Origin of the sequence: Micromonospora salmantinae (genome assembly GCF_022230905.1) — a bacterium.
Classification (GTDB): Bacteria; Actinomycetota; Actinomycetes; order Mycobacteriales; family Micromonosporaceae; genus Micromonospora; species Micromonospora salmantinae.
On sequence record NZ_JAKKFG010000004.1, the window covers coordinates 1 to 19,085 of the forward strand.

Below are 19,085 nucleotides of genomic sequence, written 5' to 3' on the forward strand. Positions count from 1 at the left end.
CCACCACCCCGCCACCCACCACGCCACCTCCGACCACGCCGCCGCCGTCGACCGGCGTGGTACAGATGGAAAAGCTGGACCGAGGGCTGATCAGCGTCCGCTCCGGCAACGGCAACCTGGTCTCCTGGCGCCTGCTCGGCACCGAAACCTCCGGGGTCGCGTTCAACCTCTACCGGGGATCCACCAAGGTCAACGCCAGCCCGATCACCGGCGCCACCAACTACCTCGACAGCGGCGCGGCGGCCGGCTCGGCGTACACCGTGCGGGCCGTGGTGGGCGACACCGAGCAGGCGGCGTCGGCGTCGGCGTCGCAGTTCGGCGCGGGCTACCTGGACGTGCCGTTGCAGGTCCCGGCCGGGGGCAGCACCCCCAGCGGCGAGAGCTACTCGTACAGCGCCAGCGACGCCTCCGTCGGTGACCTCAACGGCGACGGCAACTACGAGATCGTGCTCAAGTGGGAACCGTCGAACGCCAAGGACAACTCCCAGTCCGGCTACACCGGCAACGTCTACGTCGACGCGTACACACTCACCGGCACCCGGTTGTGGCGGATCGACCTGGGCCGCAACATCCGGGCCGGCGCCCACTACACCCAGTTCCAGGTGTACGACTACGACGGCGACGGCCGCGCCGAGGTGGCGATGAAGACCGCCGACGGCACCCGCTCCGGCACCGGTCAGCTCATCGGCTCGTCGTCGGCGGACCACCGCAACTCCAGCGGTTACGTGCTCTCCGGCCCGGAGTACCTGACCATGTTCAACGGGCAGACCGGCGCGATCGCCTCCACAGTCAACTACGATCCGCCGCGCGGCACCGTGTCGTCCTGGGGCGACTCGTACGGCAATCGGGTGGACCGTTTCCTCGCCGGCACCGCGTACCTGGACGGGCAGCGCCCCTCGCTGATCATGGCCCGGGGTTACTACACCCGCGCGGTCATCGCCGCCTGGGACTTCCGCAACGGCACTCTGACCAAGCGCTGGACGTTCGACTCGAACTCCTCCGGCAACGGCGCCGCCGCCGGTCAGGGCAACCACCAACTCTCCGTGGCCGACGTCGACGCCGACGGTCGCCAGGAGATCGTGTACGGGGCCGCCACCATCGACGACAACGGCCGCCTGCTCCACTCGACTGGCAACGGCCACGGCGACGCCATGCACGTGGGGGACCTGGACCCGGGCCGCGCCGGCCTGGAGGTGTTCAAGGTCGACGAGGACGCCAGCAAGCCCAGTTCCTACTTCGCCGACGCCCGTACCGGTCAGGTCCTCTGGTCCACGCCGGCGTCCGGCGACAACGGCCGGGGCGTCTCCGCGGACATCTGGGCGGGCAGCCCCGGCGCGGAGTCCTGGTCGTCAGCGGTCGCCGGGCTGGCCAACACCAGGGGGCAGAACGTCGGACGCAAACCGTCCTCGGCCAACTTCCTCGCCTGGTGGGACGGCGACCCGGTGCGGGAACTGCTCGACGGCACGAAGATCGACAAGTACGGCACCGGCGGTGAGACCCGGCTGCTCGACGGCAGTCAGGTGGCGTCCAACAACGGCACCAAGTCCACGCCGACGCTCTCCGGCGACATCCTGGGCGACTGGCGCGAGGAGGTGATCTGGCGGACCACCGACAGTCGGGCGCTGCGCATCTACAGCACACCCACCCCGACCAGCACCCGGATCTACACCCTGATGCACGACCCGCAGTATCGGGTGGCGATCGCGTGGCAGAACACCGCCTACAACCAGCCGCCGCACCCGGGGTTCTTCATCGGCAACGGAATGGGCACCCCACCCACACCGGACATCCACCTACGTTGATGCAACCCCTGGCGGTCCCGAGCGGGGTCGCCTAGGGTGGCAGGCACCGGGCCGCAGCCGCGGAATCCGCTCAGCTCCGGCCCGGTGCGCCACACCGCGGCATTCCCAACCCGTCCCGACCGGGAATGCCGTACCACCACCGGCACCAACATTAGGCACCGTCCGGGTCGGCGGGGTGACGCTGACGTGAAGATCGTGTTTCACGCGCTCCGGCGCAGACCGCCCGCCACCTGCTCGGCGATCAATTCGTACGACCGCACCCGGTCCTGCACGTCGTACACCAGCGTGGTCAGCATCAGCTCGTCCGCGCCGGTGCGCTCCACCAGGTCGGTCAGCTGCCGACGCACCGTATCCGGCGAGCCCATCGCCTGCCCGTCACGGCGCGCCACGACGAACTCCCGCTCGATCTCCGAATACGGGTAGGCCGCCGCCTCGTCGGGCGTGGACAGCGGCTCCGGCCGCCCGGAGCGCAACTTCAGGAACGACAGGGCACTCGGCCCGGCCAACCATTCGGCCCGCTCGTCGGTCTCCGCGCACACCGCGTTGACCGCCACCATCGCGTACGGCTTGTCCAACCACTGCGACGGCCGGAAGTTCTGCCGGTACAGGGCCAACGCCGGCAGGGTGTTCTGCGAGCTGAAGTGGTGCGCGAAGGAGAACGGCAGACCGAGCAGGCCGGCGAGCTGGGCGCTGAAACCGCTGGAGCCCAACAGCCACACGGCCGGCTGCTCACCGCGGCCCGGCGTGGCGATGATCTGCCCCGGCTTCTCCCCGCTGAAGTAGTTCATCAGGTCCGTCAGCTCGCGCGGGAAACCCTCCGCCGACAGGCCCTCCATGGTGCGCCGCAACGCCAGCGCGGTCACCTGGTCGGTGCCCGGCGCCCGCCCGATGCCCAGGTCGATCCGACCCGGGTGCAGCGCCTCCAGGGTGCCGAACTGCTCGGCCACCACCAGCGGCGCGTGGTTGGGCAACATCACCCCGCCCGACCCCAGCCGGATCGTCGAGGTGTTCGCCGCCAGGTGCGCCAGCAGCACCGCGGGGGCGGAGCTGGCGATCGCCGGCATGTTGTGGTGCTCGGCCACCCAGAACCGGTGGTAGCCCAACTCCTCGGTGCGCCGGGCCAACTCGGTGGTGGCCTGCAGCGCCGCGCCGGCGGTGGTGCCCTTGGCGACCGGGGCAAGATCAAGAACAGACAACGGTACGGTGATCACACGCTCAGCCAACCCGTCACCGACCGGCTTTGTTCCAGCATGCGGGTTTTCGTCGGCCACCTCACCCGCCACTCACCCCATCCCACGCGCCTGCTCGAAGATCAGACTGGTCTGCGTGTGCTGCACCACCGGATCCACCGCCAGATGGTCCAGCACGAAGTCCCGCAACGCGTCGCCGGACGCCGCCCGCACGTGCAGCACGTAGTCCTCCGCGCCGGCCACGTGGAACACCGACACCACCCCCGGCAGCCGCACCGACCGGGCCCGGAACGCGTCCACCGCCGCCCGCTCGTGCGCTGTCAACCGCACCGACACCAACGCCTGCAACGGCAGACCGAGCGCCGCCGGATCCACCTCGGCGTGAAAGCCACGGATCGCACCACGCTCGCGCAGCGCCCGGGTACGCGTCAGGCACGTCGACGGCGCCACACCCACCCGCTCGGCGAGAGCGTTGTTCGGCAGCCGGCCGTCCGCCGCCAGCTCGGTCAGGATCGCGCGATCCACCTCGTCCAGGGCCGAATACGGCCGCAGATCATTCGGCTCAGAGGGCATTGCGCCATCCTCGCCCGAACCCAACACGGAAACCAACCCCACTCACAGAATCATCTGCCGAACCATTGCCCATCAGTCGCCAGATGTTCGACGCTACCGCCATGACAACGATGGACACCCGGGCCGTCCACGCCGGCCGCGACGACCTGCGCACCCTCGGCGTGCACGTACCACCCATCGACCTGTCGACCACCAACCCGCTGCCCTCCATCGACGACGGCGGCGCCGCGTACGAGCAACTCGCCACCGGCGGCACGCTCCCCGCCGACGGCGGCGCCGTCTACCAACGGCTCTGGAACCCCACCGTCGCCCGCTTCGAAACCGCCCTCGCCGAACTGGAAGGCACCGCCCAAGCCGTCGCCTTCGCCAGCGGAATGGCAGCCCTCACCGCCACACTGCTCGCCGCCACCCGCGACGACCGCCGGCACGTCGTCGCCGTCCGACCCCTCTACGGCGGCACCGACCACGTCCTCGCCACCGGCCTGCTCGGCACCACAGTCACCTGGACGCGCCCCGACGAGGTCGCCGCCGCCATCCGCCCCGACACCGCACTGGTCATCATCGAGACACCCGCCAACCCCACCCTCGACCTGGTCGACATCGCCGCCCTCGCCGCCGCGGCCGGCGACATCCCACTGCTGGTCGACAACACCGTCGCCACCCCCGTACTGCAACAACCCGCCCGCCACGGCGCCACCCTCGTCCTGCACAGCGCCACCAAGAGCATCGGCGGACACGGCGACGTCCTCGCCGGCGTCGTCGCCTGCGACGACACCTGGGCCATACGGCTACGCCAGGTCCGCGCCGTCACCGGCGCGATCCTGCACCCCCTCGGCGGCTACCTGCTGCACCGCGGCCTGCAAACCCTGCCGCTGCGGGTCCGCGCCCAACAGGCCACCGCCGAAAAACTCGCCGGCTGGCTCGCCGACCACCCCGCCGTACACCGAGTGCACCACCCCTCCGTGCACGACCCGGCGGCGCTGGTCGGGCGGCAGATGTCCGGACCCGGCAGCCTGCTCGCCTTCGAGGTACACGGCGGCGCGCCCGCCGCGGCCGCCGTCGCCGGCGCCTGCCGCCTCATCACCCACGCGGTGTCCCTCGGCGGCGTCGACACCCTCATCCAGCACCCCGCCTCACTCACCCACCGGCCGGTCGAGGGCGACGCCAAACCCGCCGCCGCCCTGCTGCGACTCTCGGTCGGCCTCGAAGACCCCGAAGACCTCCGCGCCGACCTGGCGCACGCCCTCGACACGATCACCTGACCCTCAGCGCAGCTCGCGGTTGCCCAACACCCGCACCGGCGAACCCTGCCGAGCCACCCGCAACATCGCCCGACCGATCCCGTCGGTGGTGGTGACCTGGTTCGGCAGCAACCGACGCAGCACCGGAAACAGCGGACGGGTGACCGCGTACCCGAACCGGTACCACAGCGTCTTCGACACCGCCCCGTACGTCGGCTGGATGAACCCCGGCCGCGCCGCGAAACCGTTGGGCAGCAGATCCATGATCGCGTTCTCGGCACGCCCCTTGACCCGCGCCCACATCACCCGACCCCGACCCGACGAATCGGTCCCCTGACCCGAGACGTAGACGAAGGTGACCTGCGGGCTCACCTGCGCGAACAACCGCGCCGCCGCCATCGGGTAGTCGTAGCTGACCCGCGTGTACGCGACCTCGTCCAGACCCAACGAGGACACCCCCAGGCAGTAGAAACACGCGTCTACACCGGTCAACTCGGCCCGCACCGCGTCCAACTCGCCCACGTCCGCGACGGTCAGCTCCCGCAGCTTCGGATCCCGCACACCAGTCGGCCGCCGACCGACAGTCAGCACCTCCCGCACGTCATCGGCGAGCAGGCACTCGCGCAACACGCCCTGACCGACCATCCCGGTCGCACCGAAGACAACCACCCGCATCAGATCGCACCCCTGTCGCCGCCACCGCCACCGGCCTTCCGGCCGCGCGTCAGCCAGGCTGCCACGGTCGGCGTGATCCGCGCGGTACCGGTCAGGACTTGGGGCCGACGTGCCGGTCCAGCGTGGCGACGGCGTCGCGTCGCGCCACCGACAACGAGTTGCGTCGGTTCATCCGCCAGGCGACGCCGAGCAGGTCGAGGCTCCACTGGCAGAGCCCCATGATGTCGGCCGACTCGTTGACGAACATGTAGCGCGGGTAGACGTACGCCTTGCCACGCACCGTCACCCGGTTGGCGAACCGGCAGCCGTCGGAGTGGAACAGCCCACGCAGGAAGTCGCCCGGGTGTGCCGTCACGAGATCGCGCTGCCAGTCGGCCAAGATGATCGGGCGTTCGTGTTTTTTTGCCAGGGCCATGCTGAGGGAGCAGGCACGGCCAGTGCTTGCCGGAACTTTGCACGCTGACGCAGCCGACCTGCTGGACGCGCTGCACCCTCGCGGCGAGCACTGCTCGCATAGCGGCGTCACAGGCCTCGATCAGGCTGGCCACCTGTCGCTGCAGGCGATGCGAAGCACCGGGACCCGGGTGGACGTGACGAGATGACCGTCGCCCAGGTAGAGGCCAAGCAGGTATAGGTATGACGACGGGTCTGTCTGAATGTTGACGTTGGGCCGGCAGCGGAAGCAGCGAGACTCGGTGCACTGCTGTTGTGGCTCAGCCTGCCCCCTGCACCAGCCGCGAACGGTTGGATAGGGAAGTCTCAGTCGTCGGGCGACCTCAGCGACCGTGCTGCCGGCGAGGTGCTGCCGCCGTGCTCGTAGGCGCAGTTCAGGTGGGTGCACAGCACGATTTTGGAACAGCCGTACGACAATTTGGTGCCCCCGGTGGGATTCGAACCCACACTGTCGGAGGTTTGAGCTCCGCTTCTCTGCCGGTTGGAATACGGGGACGCTTGGCCGAATGCTCTGGTGGCCTCCCATAGGTTACCTACTACGCTGAGGGCGGCGACACCCGGTCGGGTTGGTGTCGGCTTATGACTGGTGGGGGTAGGGCTGGTGGCTGAGATGCCGACGGATGCCGAGCGTAGGCGCGTACTGATCGCCGAGGACGAGGCGCTGATCCGGCTGGACCTCGCCGAGATGCTGGTCGAAGAGGGTTACGAGGTGGTGGGGGAGGCCGGCGACGGCGAGACAGCCGTACGCCTCGCCGAGGAGCTGAAGCCCGACCTCGTCATCCTCGACATCAAGATGCCGATCATGGACGGGCTGGCCGCCGCCGAGCGCATCGCCGGTGCCCGGATCGCCCCGGTGATCATCCTGACCGCGTTCAGCCAGCGTGATCTGGTGGAGCGGGCGCGGGCGGCGGGCGCGATGGCGTACCTGGTGAAGCCCTTCCAGAAGAGCGACCTGGTCCCGGCGGTGGAGATCGCGCTGTCGCGTTACTCGGAGGTCGCGGCCCTGGAGGCGGAGGTCGCGAGCCTGACCGACCGCCTGGAGATCCGTAAGTCGGTGGAGCGCGCCAAGGGCGCGCTGATGACCACGTACGGGATGACCGAGCCGCAGGCGTTCAAGTGGATCCAGCGCACGGCGATGGACCACCGGATGACCATGAAAGAGGTTGCCGAGCGGATCCTCGCGGAGACCGCTGGCGGCGAGGTGACTCTGCCGGCTCCCTGATCGGCATCGACCCGTGTCGAGGCGGATGACGGCAGTGCTCGGCGTTCTCGCCGTGCTGGCGGCCGCCTGTGAGTCCTCGGCCTGTCCCGACTGTGAGCAGCCGCCACCGGTCCGGCCGGCCTGGCAGTCGGTGGTCCTGCCGGACCCGCCGGGTCTGCCGGGTCGACCGGTGCTGCGCGACGCCACCGCCTGCGCCGACCGGTGGTACGTGGTCGGCGGCGTGGTCGATCTGGCCGGGGAGACCCGCCCGGCCGCCTGGAGCAGCCCGGACGCCAGTTCCTGGGGGCCGGTGCCGACGGCGCCGGTGACGTTCTACGGCAAGCAGCACGTGCTTTCCGCGGCGGCCTGCCGGGACGGGCGGCTGGCGGTGGTCGGGGCGAAGAGCGGGGGCGCGCACGGCAATCCCCGCACCGGCACCTGGAGGCAGGCGTCGGACGGCACGTTGCACGAGGTGGACGCGCCCTTCGAGCGGTACGCCGGGCCGCGCGCGGTCAATGTGGCCCGGTTGGCGGCGGGGCCGCGGGGCTGGTTGATCGCCGGTAGTCGGATCGACGGTGCGGCGGTCTGGATCTCCCCGGACGCGGCCGGGTTCGCGCTGGTGGAGGGCGCACCAGAGTTGGCCGGTGACGAGCGGGGGCGGACGGCGGCGTACGACGCGGTCGCCGTGCCGTCGGGCTGGCTGGTGGTGGGTGCGTTGCTGCCGCCGGGGGGTACCGCGTTGGTGCCGCTGGCCTGGTCCTCGGCGGACGGCCGGAGTTGGCGGCGGGCCGCCCTGCCGGTGGTGGACGGGCGGGGGCAGGCGCAACGGGTGGCGGTGCTTGGTGAGGTGCCGGTGGCGGTCGGGCCGGTGCGGGCTGGATTCGGCAGTTGGCGGCTGACGACGCAGGGCTGGCTGCCGGCGGGCGGGTTCGGGGCGGCCGGACCAGGTGTGGCGTCGGTGGTCGGGCTGGTGGCCGTCGGGCGGAGGTTGGTGGCGGTGACGAGGGAAGGGGACCGTCACGCACTGTGGCTCTCGGTCGATATGGGCGAGTCGTGGCGGGCGATGATCATGCCGCGGCCGGTACCGGACAGCGGAGACACTGCGGTCGCGGTGACCTCGACGGGAGATCGACTGCTGCTGGTGACCGACGATGGGAAGACGTCGCGTGCCTGGTGGGCGGGGGTGTCAGACCTCGATCGGTAGCTGACGGAGGCCTGCTGGCCGGTGCCGACGAAACAAAGGTGAAAAGACTTCACGACCGAAGGTTCTTACAGGGATCGTTTCGAATCCGCCACGGCGTGTAACGGTTCGGTCAACCCGCTCGCTTGGGGCTTACGTCACAGCTCCACGGTGGGATAACGTCCGGCCCCAGACCGGCGACGACGGTCTGGTTCGTCCGCCCCCGCAAGGGCCAATAGCCAGCGGGTGGTTCGGACCATGGGACGAGGAGGGTTCGGGCCTTGAGGCAAAAGCTCGCGCGCGTTATCGGTGGGGTCGCCATGGTGGCGCTCGTCGCCGGCGGAACCGCATGCTCCAGTGGCGACGATGCGGCAGGCGGGGGCGGTGACGCCTGCGGCAGCAAGATCGCATTCTTCGGCGCGCTGACCGGCAGCTCGGCCGCGCTCGGCATCAACGAGAACAACGGTGTCAAGCTCGCCGTCGACAAGTACAACAAGGAAAACGCCGACTGCAAGGTCGAGCTGGCCTCCCTGGACTCGCAGGGCAGCCCCGACCAGGCGCCTGGTCTGGCGCAGAAGGCGATCGACGACACCAAGATCCTCGGCGTCGTCGGCCCGGCCTACTCGGGTGAGTCCGAGGCTGCCGGCCCGCTGTTCAACGAGGCTGGCCTGGTGACCATCACCCCGTCCGCGACCCGGCCGAGCCTGGCCGACCAGAAGTGGAAGACCTTCTTCCGCGCGGTCGGCAACGACTTCAGCCAGGGCCCGGCGGCCGGCAACTACATGAAGAACGTGATGAAGGCCGACAAGGTCTACGTCATCGACGACCAGTCCGCGTACGGTGCCGGCCTGGCCGACGAGGTCAAGAAGGTGCTCGGCTCGGCGGTTGTCGGCTCGGACAAGGTCCAGGGCGAGGGCAAGCAGACCGAGTTCTCCGGCGTGATCACCAAGGTCAAGGCCGCCAACGTGAAGGCGATCTTCTACGGCGGTTACTACCAGGAGGCCGGCCTGATCCGTAAGCAGCTCACCGCTGCCGGGGTCACCGCGCCGCTGGTCGCCGGCGACGGCGTCAACGACGGTGCGTACATCACCTCCGCTGGTCAGGCGGCGGCCGAGGGCACCATCCTCACCTGCCCGTGCCAGCCGGCCGCTGAGGCCCGTGGCACCTTCGTGCAGGAGTTCAAGGCGCTCACCGGCACCGACCCGGGCACCTACAGCGACACCGCCTACGACGCGGCGAACATCCTGCTGGCCGGTATCAAGGCTGGCAAGACCACCCGTGAGGGCCTGCTGGAGTTCGTGAAGGGCTACAGCGGCGAGGGTGTCGCGGCGAGCTACAAGTTCACCGAGACCGGCGAGCTGGACCCGGCTCAGGTCAAGGTCTGGGCCTTCAAGGTCACCGGCGGCAAGGTTGTCCCGGACCAGGAGATCCCGAAGTCCTGATGTTGGTCGCTGCTTCGGCGATTGAGTTGTGATCGCGGGTGCGGCCGGGAGCTGCTCGCTCCCGGCCGCACCCCAATTTTCTCTCCAGACGTGATGGAGCGTCCCTCCCTTGGACTTCAATGGACTGTTCTCCAACTTCGGGGAACTCACCACGACCGGCCTGACCCAGGGCGCGATCTACGCCCTGGTCGCGCTCGGCTACACGCTGGTCTACGGCGTGCTGAGACTCATCAACTTCGCTCACTCCGAGGTCTTCATCGCCGGCGCGTTCGCGGCGATCTGGACCTGGAACGGCTTTGGACTCGACCAGAACTCACAGGTCAGCGGGGTTGGATCGATCCTGTTCTACCTGCTGGTGGCGATGATCGTCGCCGCCATCGCCTCGGCGGGCACCGCGACGGTGATCGAGCGGGTGGCGTACCGGCCGTTGCGTAAGCGCAACGCCCCGCCGCTGGCCTTCCTGATCACCGCGATCGGCGCCTCGATCGCGATCTCCGAGGCCTTCGGCATCTGGACCCGCCGACTGCCGGAGGGCGCGCCCAGTCTGGTGAGCAGCAAGCCGCTGTTCCACCTCTTCGGCGTGCCGATCGACTCGATCCAGCTGCTGACGATTGGCGCGGCGCTGCTGATGATGGTCCTGCTGGACCTGTTCATCAACCGCAGCCGTACCGGCCGGGGCATCCGGGCCGTGGCCCAGGACGCCAACACCGCCGCGCTGATGGGCGTGAACAAGGACCGGATCATCCTGATGGTCTTCATCACCGGTGGTGCCATGGCCGGTGTGGCCGGTCTGCTCTACGACGTGCGGATCCAGACCCTGACCTACAGCGTCGGCTTCCTGCTGGGGCTCAAGGCCTTCACCGCCGCGGTGCTGGGTGGTATCGGCAACCTGCGCGGGGCGCTGATCGGTGGCCTGCTGCTGGGCGTGGTGGAGAACTACGCCGCCGGTCTGTTCGGCAGTCAGTGGAAGGACTTCGCTGCCTTCGCGGTGTTGGTGGTGCTGCTGATGTTCCGGCCGACCGGTCTGCTGGGCGAATCGCTGGGGAGGGCACGGGCATGACGACCGTCCTGGAGAGGGTGCGCTCTGGCCGCGAGGCGGCCGGAGAACGGTGGCGCGGCGCGCCGCGCTGGGTGCGTTGGGCGTTGCTGGTCGCGGTGATCGCGTTCTTCTACGCGCTGCCGAACAGGGAGTTCTACCAGTATCTCGGGCCGATCCCGACCCCTGGTGCGAACTTCACGCAGGTGCTGTTCACCGTCTCGATCTACGTGCTGCTGGCCGTCGGGTTGAACATCGTGGTCGGTTTCGCCGGCCTGCTCGACCTGGGCTACTTCGGGTTCTTCGCCGTCGGCGCGTACACCGTCGCGGTGTTGACCTCGCCGAGCAGCAACCTCAAGACGCTCTGGCCGTGGCTGCTCGTGGTGCCGCTGGCGATCGGGTTGACCATGCTCTCGGGTGTGATGCTCGGTACGCCGACGCTGCGTCTGCGCGGTGACTACCTGGCGATCGTGACGCTCGGCTTCGCCGAGATGATCCGGATCGCCGCGGTCAGCTCGGAGTTCCTCAAGGGCCAGCGGGGTTTCAACCAGATCCCGCACCCGCCCGGCAAGTACGCCGACGGCAAGCCGTTCTTCGGCGTGCTGGACGCCCGGCCGTACTACTGGCTGGTGCTCACGCTGATCATCCTGGTGGTGATCGGTGTGCGGAACCTGACGCACAGTCGGGTCGGTCGGGCCTGGATCTCGATCCGGGAGGACGAGGACGCCGCGCAGCTGATGGGTGTGCCGACGTTCAAGTTCAAGCTCTGGGCGTTCGCCTCGGGTGCCGCGATCGCCGGTCTGGCCGGCGCGCTCTTCGCGGGTAAGCAGAACTTCGTCAACTCGCAGAACTTCGAGCTGCTCAACTCGATCATCATCCTGGCGGCGGTGATCTTCGGTGGTTCGGGCAACATCGTCGGCGCGATCGTCGGTGGTGGCCTGGTGGCGTACATGATCGAGCGGTTCCGCGGCATCGAGTTGTTCGGCGTGGAGCTGTACGAGTACCGGTTCCTGATCTTCGGTCTGGTCCTCGTGGTGATGATGATCTTCCGGCCGGAGGGCCTGATTCCGAACCGACGACGGGCGGCGGAGTTCAAAGACCGTCGCAAGGAGGTGATCGTCGGTGAGTGACACCGATCAGACGCCGGCTGTTCCGGCGCAGGCCGGCGCGCCGGCGATGGAGGCGGTCCCCAACCGGGAGCCGCTGCTGGAGGTCGACAACGTCACGCTGCGCTTCGGCGGCGTGGTCGCGCTCGACAACGTCAACTTCACCCTTTACAAGGGGGAGATTCTCGGGCTGATCGGCCCGAACGGCGCTGGCAAGACCACCTGCTTCAACGCGATGACCGGCATCTACCAGCCCACCAGCGGTGAGATCCGGTTCCGTGGCGGCAAGATCAGCGGGAAGAAGCGCCACCAGATCACCCAGATGGGTATGGCCCGGACGTTCCAGAACATCCGCCTGTTCCCGGAGATGACCGCCCTGGAGAACGTCCAGGTCGGCGCGGACGCGCACCACAAGACCAGCGTGGTCTCCGCTCTGTTCCGGTTGCCTCGGCACCGGCGCGAGGAGCGTGAGGGACGGGAGAAGGCCGAGCGGCTGCTGGAGTTCGTCGGCATCCGGCACCGGCTGCACGAGTTCGCCCGCAACCTCTCCTACGGGGAGCAGCGGCGGTTGGAGATCGCCCGGGCGCTGGCCACCGATCCGGTGCTGCTCTGCCTGGACGAGCCGGCCGCCGGCTTCAACCCGGCGGAGAAGGAGGAGCTGCTCCAGCTCATCCGGCAGGTCCGGGACACCGGCGTGACCGTGCTGCTGATCGAGCACGACATGCGCCTGGTCATGGGCGTCACTGACCGGATCGTCGTGCTGGAGTTCGGAAAGAAGATCGCCGAAGGGCTTCCCGCCGAGGTGCGGGACAACCCGAAGGTGGTCGCGGCGTACCTGGGGGTGCCGGACGATGTTGCTTGAGATCGACGATGTGAGCCTGCTCTACGGGCGGATCCAGGCGTTGCACGGCATCAGCCTGACCGTGGCCGAGGGTGAGATCGTCGCACTGATCGGCGCCAACGGCGCCGGGAAGTCGACCACCATGCGGGCGATCTCCGGGATTCGGCCGATCGCGACCGGCAGCATCCGCTTCGAGGGTGAGGACATCTCCAAGCTCCGGGCGGATCTGCGGGTCCGGCGGGGGCTCTGCCAGGCGCCCGAGGGTCGGGGGATCTTCCCCGGCATGTCGGTGCTCGAGAATCTGGACATGGGGGCGTACACCCGGCGCGACCGCGCCGGGATCGCCGAGGACCTGGCCCGGGTGCTCGACCTCTTCCCCAGGCTGGCGGAGCGACGTAAGCAGGCCGGAGGTACCCTTTCCGGCGGCGAGCAGCAGATGCTGGCGGTCGGTAGGGCGTTGATGAGCCGGCCCAAGCTGCTGTTGCTCGACGAGCCCTCGATGGGGTTGGCGCCGATGCTGATCCAGCAGATCTTCGACATCATCAAGGAGATCAACGAGCAGGGCACCACGGTCCTGCTGGTGGAGCAGAACGCGCAGCAGGCGCTGGCCCGAGCGCACCGGGCGTACGTGCTCGAGACCGGCAAGATCGTCAAGACCGGAACCGGCGCCGAGCTGCTGCACGACCCGGCGGTCAAAGAGGCATACCTCGGCGTGGCCTGAGCGGCCGTCACACCCCTCACGCAAGGAGTGCAGAGACATGTTCAATACCAACGGTGCCCGCCGGGCGGCGCTCGGTGCCGCCAGTGCGGCGCTGATCGCCCTCTCGCTGACGGCGTGTGGGGAGAAGGAGAACAGCGGCTCGCCCGGTGCCGGTCCGACCGTCACGGCGGCGGCCGACTCGGCGCTGGCCGGGAAGGTGCCCGACGCCATCAAGGCCGACGGTGTGATCAAGGTCGGCACCGACTCGACGTACGCCCCGGCGGAGTTCCTCGACGCCGACGGTAAGACGGTGGTCGGTTTCGACGTCGAGCTGTTCAACGCGGTGGCGCAGAAGCTCGGTCTCAAGGCCGAGTACGAGTCGGCGCCCTTCGACGCGATCCTGCCCGGTGTCGACTCCGCCAAGTACGAGGTCGGCGTGTCGTCGTTCACGATCAACGCCGAGCGGCTCAAGAGCGTCAACATGGTGAGCTACTTCTCCGCCGGCACCCAGTGGGTGACCAAGGCCGGCAACGCGGCCAAGATCGACACTGAGAACGCCTGCGGCAAGAAGATCGCCGTGCAGACCGGCACCGTGCAGGTCGACGACATCACCGCCCGGTCGAAGAAGTGCACCACCGGCGGCAAGCCGGCGATCAGCATCGACCAGTACCAGTCGCAGAGCGACGCCACGGCCGCCGTGTTCAGCGGCAAGAACGACGCCATGCTGGCCGACTCGCCGGTCGGGGCGTACGCGGTGAAGCAGAGCAACGGCTCGCTGGAGCTGGTCGGCGAGATCTACGAGTCCGCCCCGTACGGCTACGCCGTGAAGAAGGACCAGAGCGCCTTCGCCGAGGTGCTCAAGGAGGCCGTCCAGGCGGTCATCGCTGACGGCTCGTACCAGACCGCGTTGAAGAAGTGGGGCGTCGAGGGCGGCGCCATCACCTCCTCGGCGCTGAACCCCGCCAGCTGACGCATGTCGTCGGAAACGGACACAACCGAACGGGCACGGCCGGAACCCATCCAGGCCGTGCCCGTCCGGCATCCCGGGCGTTGGGTCGCGGTCGCCGTGATCGGGGTGCTGGTGGCCATGTTCGTCCACCTGCTGGTGACGAACAAGGCGTTCAACTGGGCGTTCATGGTCGACGAGATGTTCCGGCCGCCGATCATGGAGGGTCTGCGCGGCACTCTCGCGCTGACAGTGCTCGCGATGCTGATCGGCGTCAGTCTCGGCGTTGTCGTCGCCATCATGCGGTTGTCGGAGAACCCGATCCTGCGGGGCGTCTCCTGGGCGTACACCTGGTTCTTCCGGGCGGTGCCCCGGCTGGTGCTGGCGATCCTCTTCGGCAACCTCGGCATCCTCTGGGCCCGGATCGAGTTCGGGCTCCCGTTCGATCGGCAGATCGGCGCGCTCTTCGGCGTCGACGACTTCGAGGCACGTCTGTTCGGCTTCTCCGCGCTGGAGATCCTCACGGGATTCGTCGCCGGCATGCTGGCGCTCGGGCTCTCCGAGGCGGCGTACATGGCCGAGATCGTGCGGGCCGGGATCCAGTCGGTGGACGAGGGACAGACCGAGGCGGCGCAGGCGTTGGGCCTGAGCCGTACCCAGATCCTGCGCCGCATCGTGCTGCCGCAGGCGATGCGGGTGATCATCCCGCCGACCGGCAACGAGACCATCGCGATGCTCAAGGACACCTCGCTGGTGGCCTTCGTGCCGGTCTCCACCGAGCTGTTCTTCCAGCTCAAGGCCGTGGGTAACCGGACCTTCCAGGTCTTCCCGATGTACGTGGCGGCCTGCCTGTGGTACTTGCTGCTGACCAGCGTGCTGCTCGTCGGGCAGTACTACCTGGAGCGGCACTTCTCCAAGGGGTTCGGCAAGAGCGGCCAAGCGAAGATCAGACTGCGCGGGATCACCGCTGAGGCCGGCGGTAGCGCGAGCGAGGCGGGTCGGTGATGACGCAGGTGACGACACCGGCGGGGGCCGCGGGAACGGCCGGCGACGGCGTGATGGTCCGCGCCGAGCAGGTGCACAAGTCGTTCGGGTCGGTGGAGGTGCTCAAGGGCATCGACCTCGAGGTCCGCAGCGGCGAGGTCTGCTGTCTGCTCGGGCCCTCCGGCTCGGGCAAGTCGACGTTCCTGCGCTGCATCAACCACCTGGAGAAGATCAACGCCGGCCGGATCCGGGTGGACGGCGACCTGATCGGCTACCGGGAGCGCGGCGGCAAGCTGCACGAGATGCGGGAGAAGGAGATCGCCGCCCAGCGCCGCGCGATCGGCATGGTGTTCCAGCGGTTCAACCTCTTTCCGCACATGACCGCCCTGCAGAACGTCGCCGAGGCGCCGGTGCTGGTGGGCCGGGAGCGCAAGGCCGCCGCCCGGGAAAGGGCTGCCGCGCTGCTCGAGCGGGTCGGGCTCGGCGACAAGCTGGGCAACTACCCTGGGCAGCTCTCCGGCGGGCAGCAGCAGCGGGTGGCCATCGCCCGGGCGTTGGCGATGCAGCCGAAGCTGATGCTCTTCGACGAGCCCACCAGTGCGCTGGACCCGGAGCTGGTCGGCGAGGTGCTCGACGTGATGAAGGACCTGGCCCGCGACGGCATGACGATGATCGTGGTGACCCATGAGATCGGCTTCGCCCGGGAGGTCGGCGACTCGCTGGTCTTCATGGACGACGGCGTGGTGGTGGAGTCCGGCGCGCCGCGCGAGGTGATCGCCAACCCCCGGCACGACCGGACGAAGGCGTTCCTGGCCAAGGTGCTCTGAGCCGGTACTCGGCGCGGCCGTTCGGAACGGCCGCGCCGGGCGTCGTGCCGGTGTCCCGTCCTGTCGTAGCGGCGGGCTAGAGTCGCTGCCGTGACAGCTACGACACCGCGCCTGCTTCTCGTTGACGGACATTCCATGGCATACCGGGCGTTCTTCGCCCTGCCTGTGGAAAACTTCTCCACCACGACGGGGCAGCCGACCAACGCGGTGTACGGCTTCACCTCGATGCTGATCAACGTGCTGCGCGACGAGCAGCCCACCCACATCGTCGTGGCCTTCGACGTCTCCCGCCACTCCTTCCGCACCGACAAGTACGCGGAGTACAAGGCCGGCCGCAGCGAGACCCCGACCGACTTCAAGGGCCAGGTCAGCCTGGTCAAGGAAGTCCTGGCCGCGCTGCAGATCCCGGTGGTGGAGAAAGAGGGCTTCGAGGCCGACGACGTCATCGCCACGCTCGCCTGCCAGGCCCGCGACCAGGGCATGTCGGTGCTGATCAGCAGCGGTGACCGCGACGCGTTCCAGCTGGTCGACGATCAGATCACCGTCCTCTACCCACGTAAGGGCGTCTCCGACCTGGCCCGGATGGACCCGGCGGCGATCGAGGCGAAGTACGGCGTGCCGCCACAGCAGTACCGGGACCTCGCCGCGCTGGTCGGCGAGACCAGTGACAACCTGCCCGGCATCCCGGGCGTCGGCCCGAAGACCGCCGCCAAGTGGATCACCACGTACGGCGGGGTGGAGGGCGTGATCGCCCGGGCCGACGAGATCAAGGGCAAGGCCGGCGACAGCCTGCGGGAGCGGCTCGCCGACGTGATCCGCAACTACGAGATCAACTGCCTCGTCTCCGACCTGGAGCTGCCGCTGCGCCCGGAGGACAGCCGCTGGACGGGTTGGGACCGGGAGGCGGTGCACCAGGTCTTCGACACCCTGGAGTTCCGCATCCTGCGCGACCGTCTCTACCAGTACCTGGAGGCGGTCGAGCCGGAGGCCGAGTCCGGCTTCGACCTCACCGGCGAGGTGCTCACCGAGCCCGGCGCGCTGGCCGGGTGGCTGACCACGCACGTTCCGACCGGCACCCCGGTCGGGTTGGCGGTCAAACTCGACACCGGCCCCAACCGCCGGCACACCGCCTCGATCACCGGTCTCGCGCTGGCCACCGCCGGCGGCGCGGCGGCCTGGGTCGACCCGGCAAGGCTCGACCCGACCGACGAGGGCGCCCTGGCCAGCTGGTTGGCCGACGAGCAGCGCCCCAAGGTGCTGCACGACAGCAAGCCGGCCGTGCTGGCCTGCGCCGCGCACGGCTGGCGGCTCGCCGGCATCGTCCGGGACACCCAGATCGCCGCGTACCTGGCCCGCCCCGACCAGCGGTCCTACGACCTGACCGACCTGGCGCTGCGCTACCTGCACCGGGAGCTGCGGGTGGACGTCCCGGAGTCCGGTCAGCTCACCCTCGACGGTCTCGGCGACGAAGGGGTGGTCGAGCAGAACCTGATGCTCCAGGCCCGGGCCACCCTCGACCTGGCCGACGCGATCGACGCCGAGCTGTCCCGCGACGGCGAGCAGTCCGCCCGGCTGATGGCCGGCGTGGAGCTGCCGCTGATGCGGGTGCTGGCCACCATGGAGAGCACCGGTATCGCCGCCGACACCCACTATCTCTCCGAGCTGGAGGCCCACTTCGCCGCCGAGGTGAAGGCCGCCGCGCAGGGCGCGTACGAGGCGGTGGGTAGGGAGTTCAACCTCGGCTCGCCCAAGCAGTTGCAGGAGATCCTCTTCACCGAGCTGGGTCTGCCCAAGACCAAGAAGATCAAGACGGGCTACACCACCGACGCCGACGCCCTGCAGTGGCTCTACGCGCAGCAGCCGCACCCGGTGCTGGCCCACCTGCTGCGTCACCGGGACGTGGCCAAGCTCAAGTCGACAGTCGACGGGCTGCTGAAGTCGGTCTCCGACGACGGTCGGATCCACACCACCTTCAACCAGACCGTGGCGGCCACCGGCCGGCTCTCCTCCACCGAGCCCAACCTGCAGAACATCCCGATCCGCACCGAGGAGGGCCGTCGGATCCGTCGGGCCTTCGTGGTGGGAGACGGCTACGAGTGTCTGCTCACCGCCGACTACAGCCAGATCGAGATGCGCATCATGGCGCACCTCAGCTCGGACGACGCGCTGATCGACGCGTTCAACTCCGGCGCCGACTTCCACGCCGCCACCGCCTCGTCGGTCTTCGGGGTGCCGCTCGACGAGGTCACCCCCGACCAGCGCCGCAAGATCAAGGCCATGAACTACGGCCTGGCGTACGGCCTGAGCGCCTTCGGCCTGTCCCAACAGCTCAGCATCAGCACCGAAGAGGCGCGCGGGCTGATGGAGAACTACTTCGCCGGCTTCGGTGGGGTGCGCGACTACCTCCAGCAGGTGGTCGCCCGCGCCCGCCAGGACGGTTACACCTCCACCATCCTCGGCCGACGCCGCTACCTGCCCGACCTGGTCAGCGACAACCGGCAGCGCCGCGACATCGCGGAGCGGATGGCGCTCAACGCGCCCATCCAGGGCTCCGCCGCCGACATCATCAAGGTGGCGATGCTGCACGTCGACACCGCGCTGCGCGAGGCCGGGCTGCGTTCACGGATGCTGTTGCAGGTGCACGACGAGTTGGTCTTCGAGGTCGCCCCGGGTGAGCGGGAGTCGTTGGAGGCCCTGGTCCGGGGGGAGATGGGCGGGGCCTACCCGCTGTCGGTGCCGCTGGAGGTGTCGGTCGGTCTGGGCCGGGACTGGAACAGCGCCGATCACTGATCTTGGTTGCGGTGTGGGGGTTCCGGGGCTGCCCCGGAACCCCTGACCGGGTCGTCCTGGTCGCGGCCGCCGGGGTGGTGGATCAGGGTCGTCGGGCT

17 protein-coding genes and 1 tRNA gene are annotated in these 19,085 nt (G+C 69.1%); 13 read left to right on the forward strand and 5 right to left on the reverse strand.

Annotated elements, in window-relative coordinates:
- Positions 1–1,802 (forward strand): rhamnogalacturonan lyase (locus tag PSH03_RS02550; protein WP_305076066.1); only part of this gene is annotated, 1,802 nt, incomplete at its 5' end.
- A 200-nt stretch (positions 1,803–2,002) separates the two neighbouring features.
- Here PSH03_RS02550 and PSH03_RS02555 read toward each other — a convergent pair.
- Together PSH03_RS02555 and PSH03_RS02560 are read right to left on the reverse strand one after the other, a co-directional pair.
- On the reverse strand, positions 2,003–3,013 hold the full coding sequence (locus PSH03_RS02555) for an LLM class flavin-dependent oxidoreductase (protein ID WP_307850653.1): 1,011 nt from the start codon (positions 3,011–3,013) through the stop codon (positions 2,003–2,005).
- 72 nt (positions 3,014–3,085) lie between these two features.
- A complete protein-coding gene (locus PSH03_RS02560; protein WP_210785920.1) occupies positions 3,086–3,565 on the reverse strand; it encodes an Lrp/AsnC family transcriptional regulator in 480 nt (159 codons plus the stop codon).
- An 83-nt stretch (positions 3,566–3,648) separates the two neighbouring features.
- On the opposite strand from PSH03_RS02560, the gene PSH03_RS02565 reads away from it, so the two are divergent.
- Complete coding sequence (locus PSH03_RS02565; RefSeq protein ID WP_238688133.1) at positions 3,649–4,827, forward strand: trans-sulfuration enzyme family protein; 1,179 nt, start codon at positions 3,649–3,651, stop codon at positions 4,825–4,827.
- A 3-nt stretch (positions 4,828–4,830) separates the two neighbouring features.
- Here the strand turns inward: PSH03_RS02565 and PSH03_RS02570 are convergent, their stop codons facing one another.
- The 3 genes from PSH03_RS02570 to PSH03_RS02580 all read right to left on the reverse strand — a co-directional run bounded on the left by PSH03_RS02570 (position 4,831) and on the right by PSH03_RS02580 (position 6,430).
- Positions 4,831–5,481 carry an NAD-dependent epimerase/dehydratase family protein gene (locus tag PSH03_RS02570; protein ID WP_238688134.1) on the reverse strand — a complete coding sequence of 217 codons (651 nt, stop codon included), beginning with the start codon at positions 5,479–5,481 and terminating at the stop codon, positions 4,831–4,833.
- Positions 5,482–5,572: 91 nt separating this feature from the next.
- Positions 5,573–5,836 (reverse strand): hypothetical protein, encoded by a 264-nt coding sequence (locus PSH03_RS02575; protein WP_238688135.1) that lies wholly within the window; start codon positions 5,834–5,836, stop codon positions 5,573–5,575.
- A 517-nt stretch (positions 5,837–6,353) separates the two neighbouring features.
- A tRNA-Leu gene (locus PSH03_RS02580) sits at positions 6,354–6,430 on the reverse strand.
- Between the two features lie 105 nt (positions 6,431–6,535).
- On the opposite strand from PSH03_RS02580, the gene PSH03_RS02585 reads away from it, so the two are divergent.
- The 11 genes from PSH03_RS02585 to polA all read left to right on the forward strand — a co-directional run bounded on the left by PSH03_RS02585 (position 6,536) and on the right by polA (position 18,987).
- Positions 6,536–7,156, forward strand: coding sequence for an ANTAR domain-containing response regulator (locus PSH03_RS02585; RefSeq protein WP_112582684.1), 621 nt, complete (start codon positions 6,536–6,538; stop codon positions 7,154–7,156).
- Between the two features lie 13 nt (positions 7,157–7,169).
- Positions 7,170–8,339 (forward strand): Kelch repeat-containing protein, encoded by a 1,170-nt coding sequence (locus tag PSH03_RS02590; RefSeq protein ID WP_238688136.1) that lies wholly within the window; start codon positions 7,170–7,172, stop codon positions 8,337–8,339.
- A gap of 257 nt (positions 8,340–8,596) precedes the next feature.
- On the forward strand, positions 8,597–9,757 hold the full coding sequence (locus tag PSH03_RS02595; RefSeq protein WP_210785916.1) for a branched-chain amino acid ABC transporter substrate-binding protein: 1,161 nt from the start codon (positions 8,597–8,599) through the stop codon (positions 9,755–9,757).
- Between the two features lie 109 nt (positions 9,758–9,866).
- Positions 9,867–10,817 (forward strand): branched-chain amino acid ABC transporter permease, encoded by a 951-nt coding sequence (locus PSH03_RS02600; RefSeq protein ID WP_210785915.1) that lies wholly within the window; start codon positions 9,867–9,869, stop codon positions 10,815–10,817.
- Positions 10,814–11,923 carry a branched-chain amino acid ABC transporter permease gene (locus PSH03_RS02605; protein WP_091407909.1) on the forward strand — a complete coding sequence of 370 codons (1,110 nt, stop codon included), beginning with the start codon at positions 10,814–10,816 and terminating at the stop codon, positions 11,921–11,923. Before PSH03_RS02600 ends, PSH03_RS02605 begins: the two co-directional genes overlap by 4 nt.
- A 46-nt stretch (positions 11,924–11,969) precedes the next feature.
- A complete protein-coding gene (locus PSH03_RS02610; protein ID WP_210785926.1) occupies positions 11,970–12,761 on the forward strand; it encodes an ABC transporter ATP-binding protein in 792 nt (263 codons plus the stop codon).
- The gene (locus PSH03_RS02615; protein WP_091407914.1) at positions 12,751–13,461 is read left to right on the forward strand and encodes an ABC transporter ATP-binding protein; all 711 of its coding nucleotides are present in this window, start codon (positions 12,751–12,753) and stop codon (positions 13,459–13,461) included. Before PSH03_RS02610 ends, PSH03_RS02615 begins: the two co-directional genes overlap by 11 nt.
- A gap of 37 nt (positions 13,462–13,498) precedes the next feature.
- Positions 13,499–14,410, forward strand: a complete 912-nt coding sequence (locus PSH03_RS02620; protein ID WP_210785914.1) for an ABC transporter substrate-binding protein — start codon at positions 13,499–13,501, stop codon at positions 14,408–14,410.
- 3 nt (positions 14,411–14,413) lie between these two features.
- Positions 14,414–15,391, forward strand: coding sequence for an amino acid ABC transporter permease (locus PSH03_RS02625; protein WP_210785913.1), 978 nt, complete (start codon positions 14,414–14,416; stop codon positions 15,389–15,391).
- Entirely contained in the window at positions 15,391–16,197 is an 807-nt protein-coding gene (locus tag PSH03_RS02630; protein WP_282102895.1) for an amino acid ABC transporter ATP-binding protein, read from the forward strand. Before PSH03_RS02625 ends, PSH03_RS02630 begins: the two co-directional genes overlap by 1 nt.
- 90 nt (positions 16,198–16,287) lie before the next feature.
- Positions 16,288–18,987: a DNA polymerase I gene (gene polA / locus PSH03_RS02635; protein WP_238688137.1), complete on the forward strand. Its 2,700-nt coding sequence runs from the start codon at positions 16,288–16,290 to the stop codon at positions 18,985–18,987.
- The last annotated feature ends 98 nt before the right edge of the window (positions 18,988–19,085 follow it).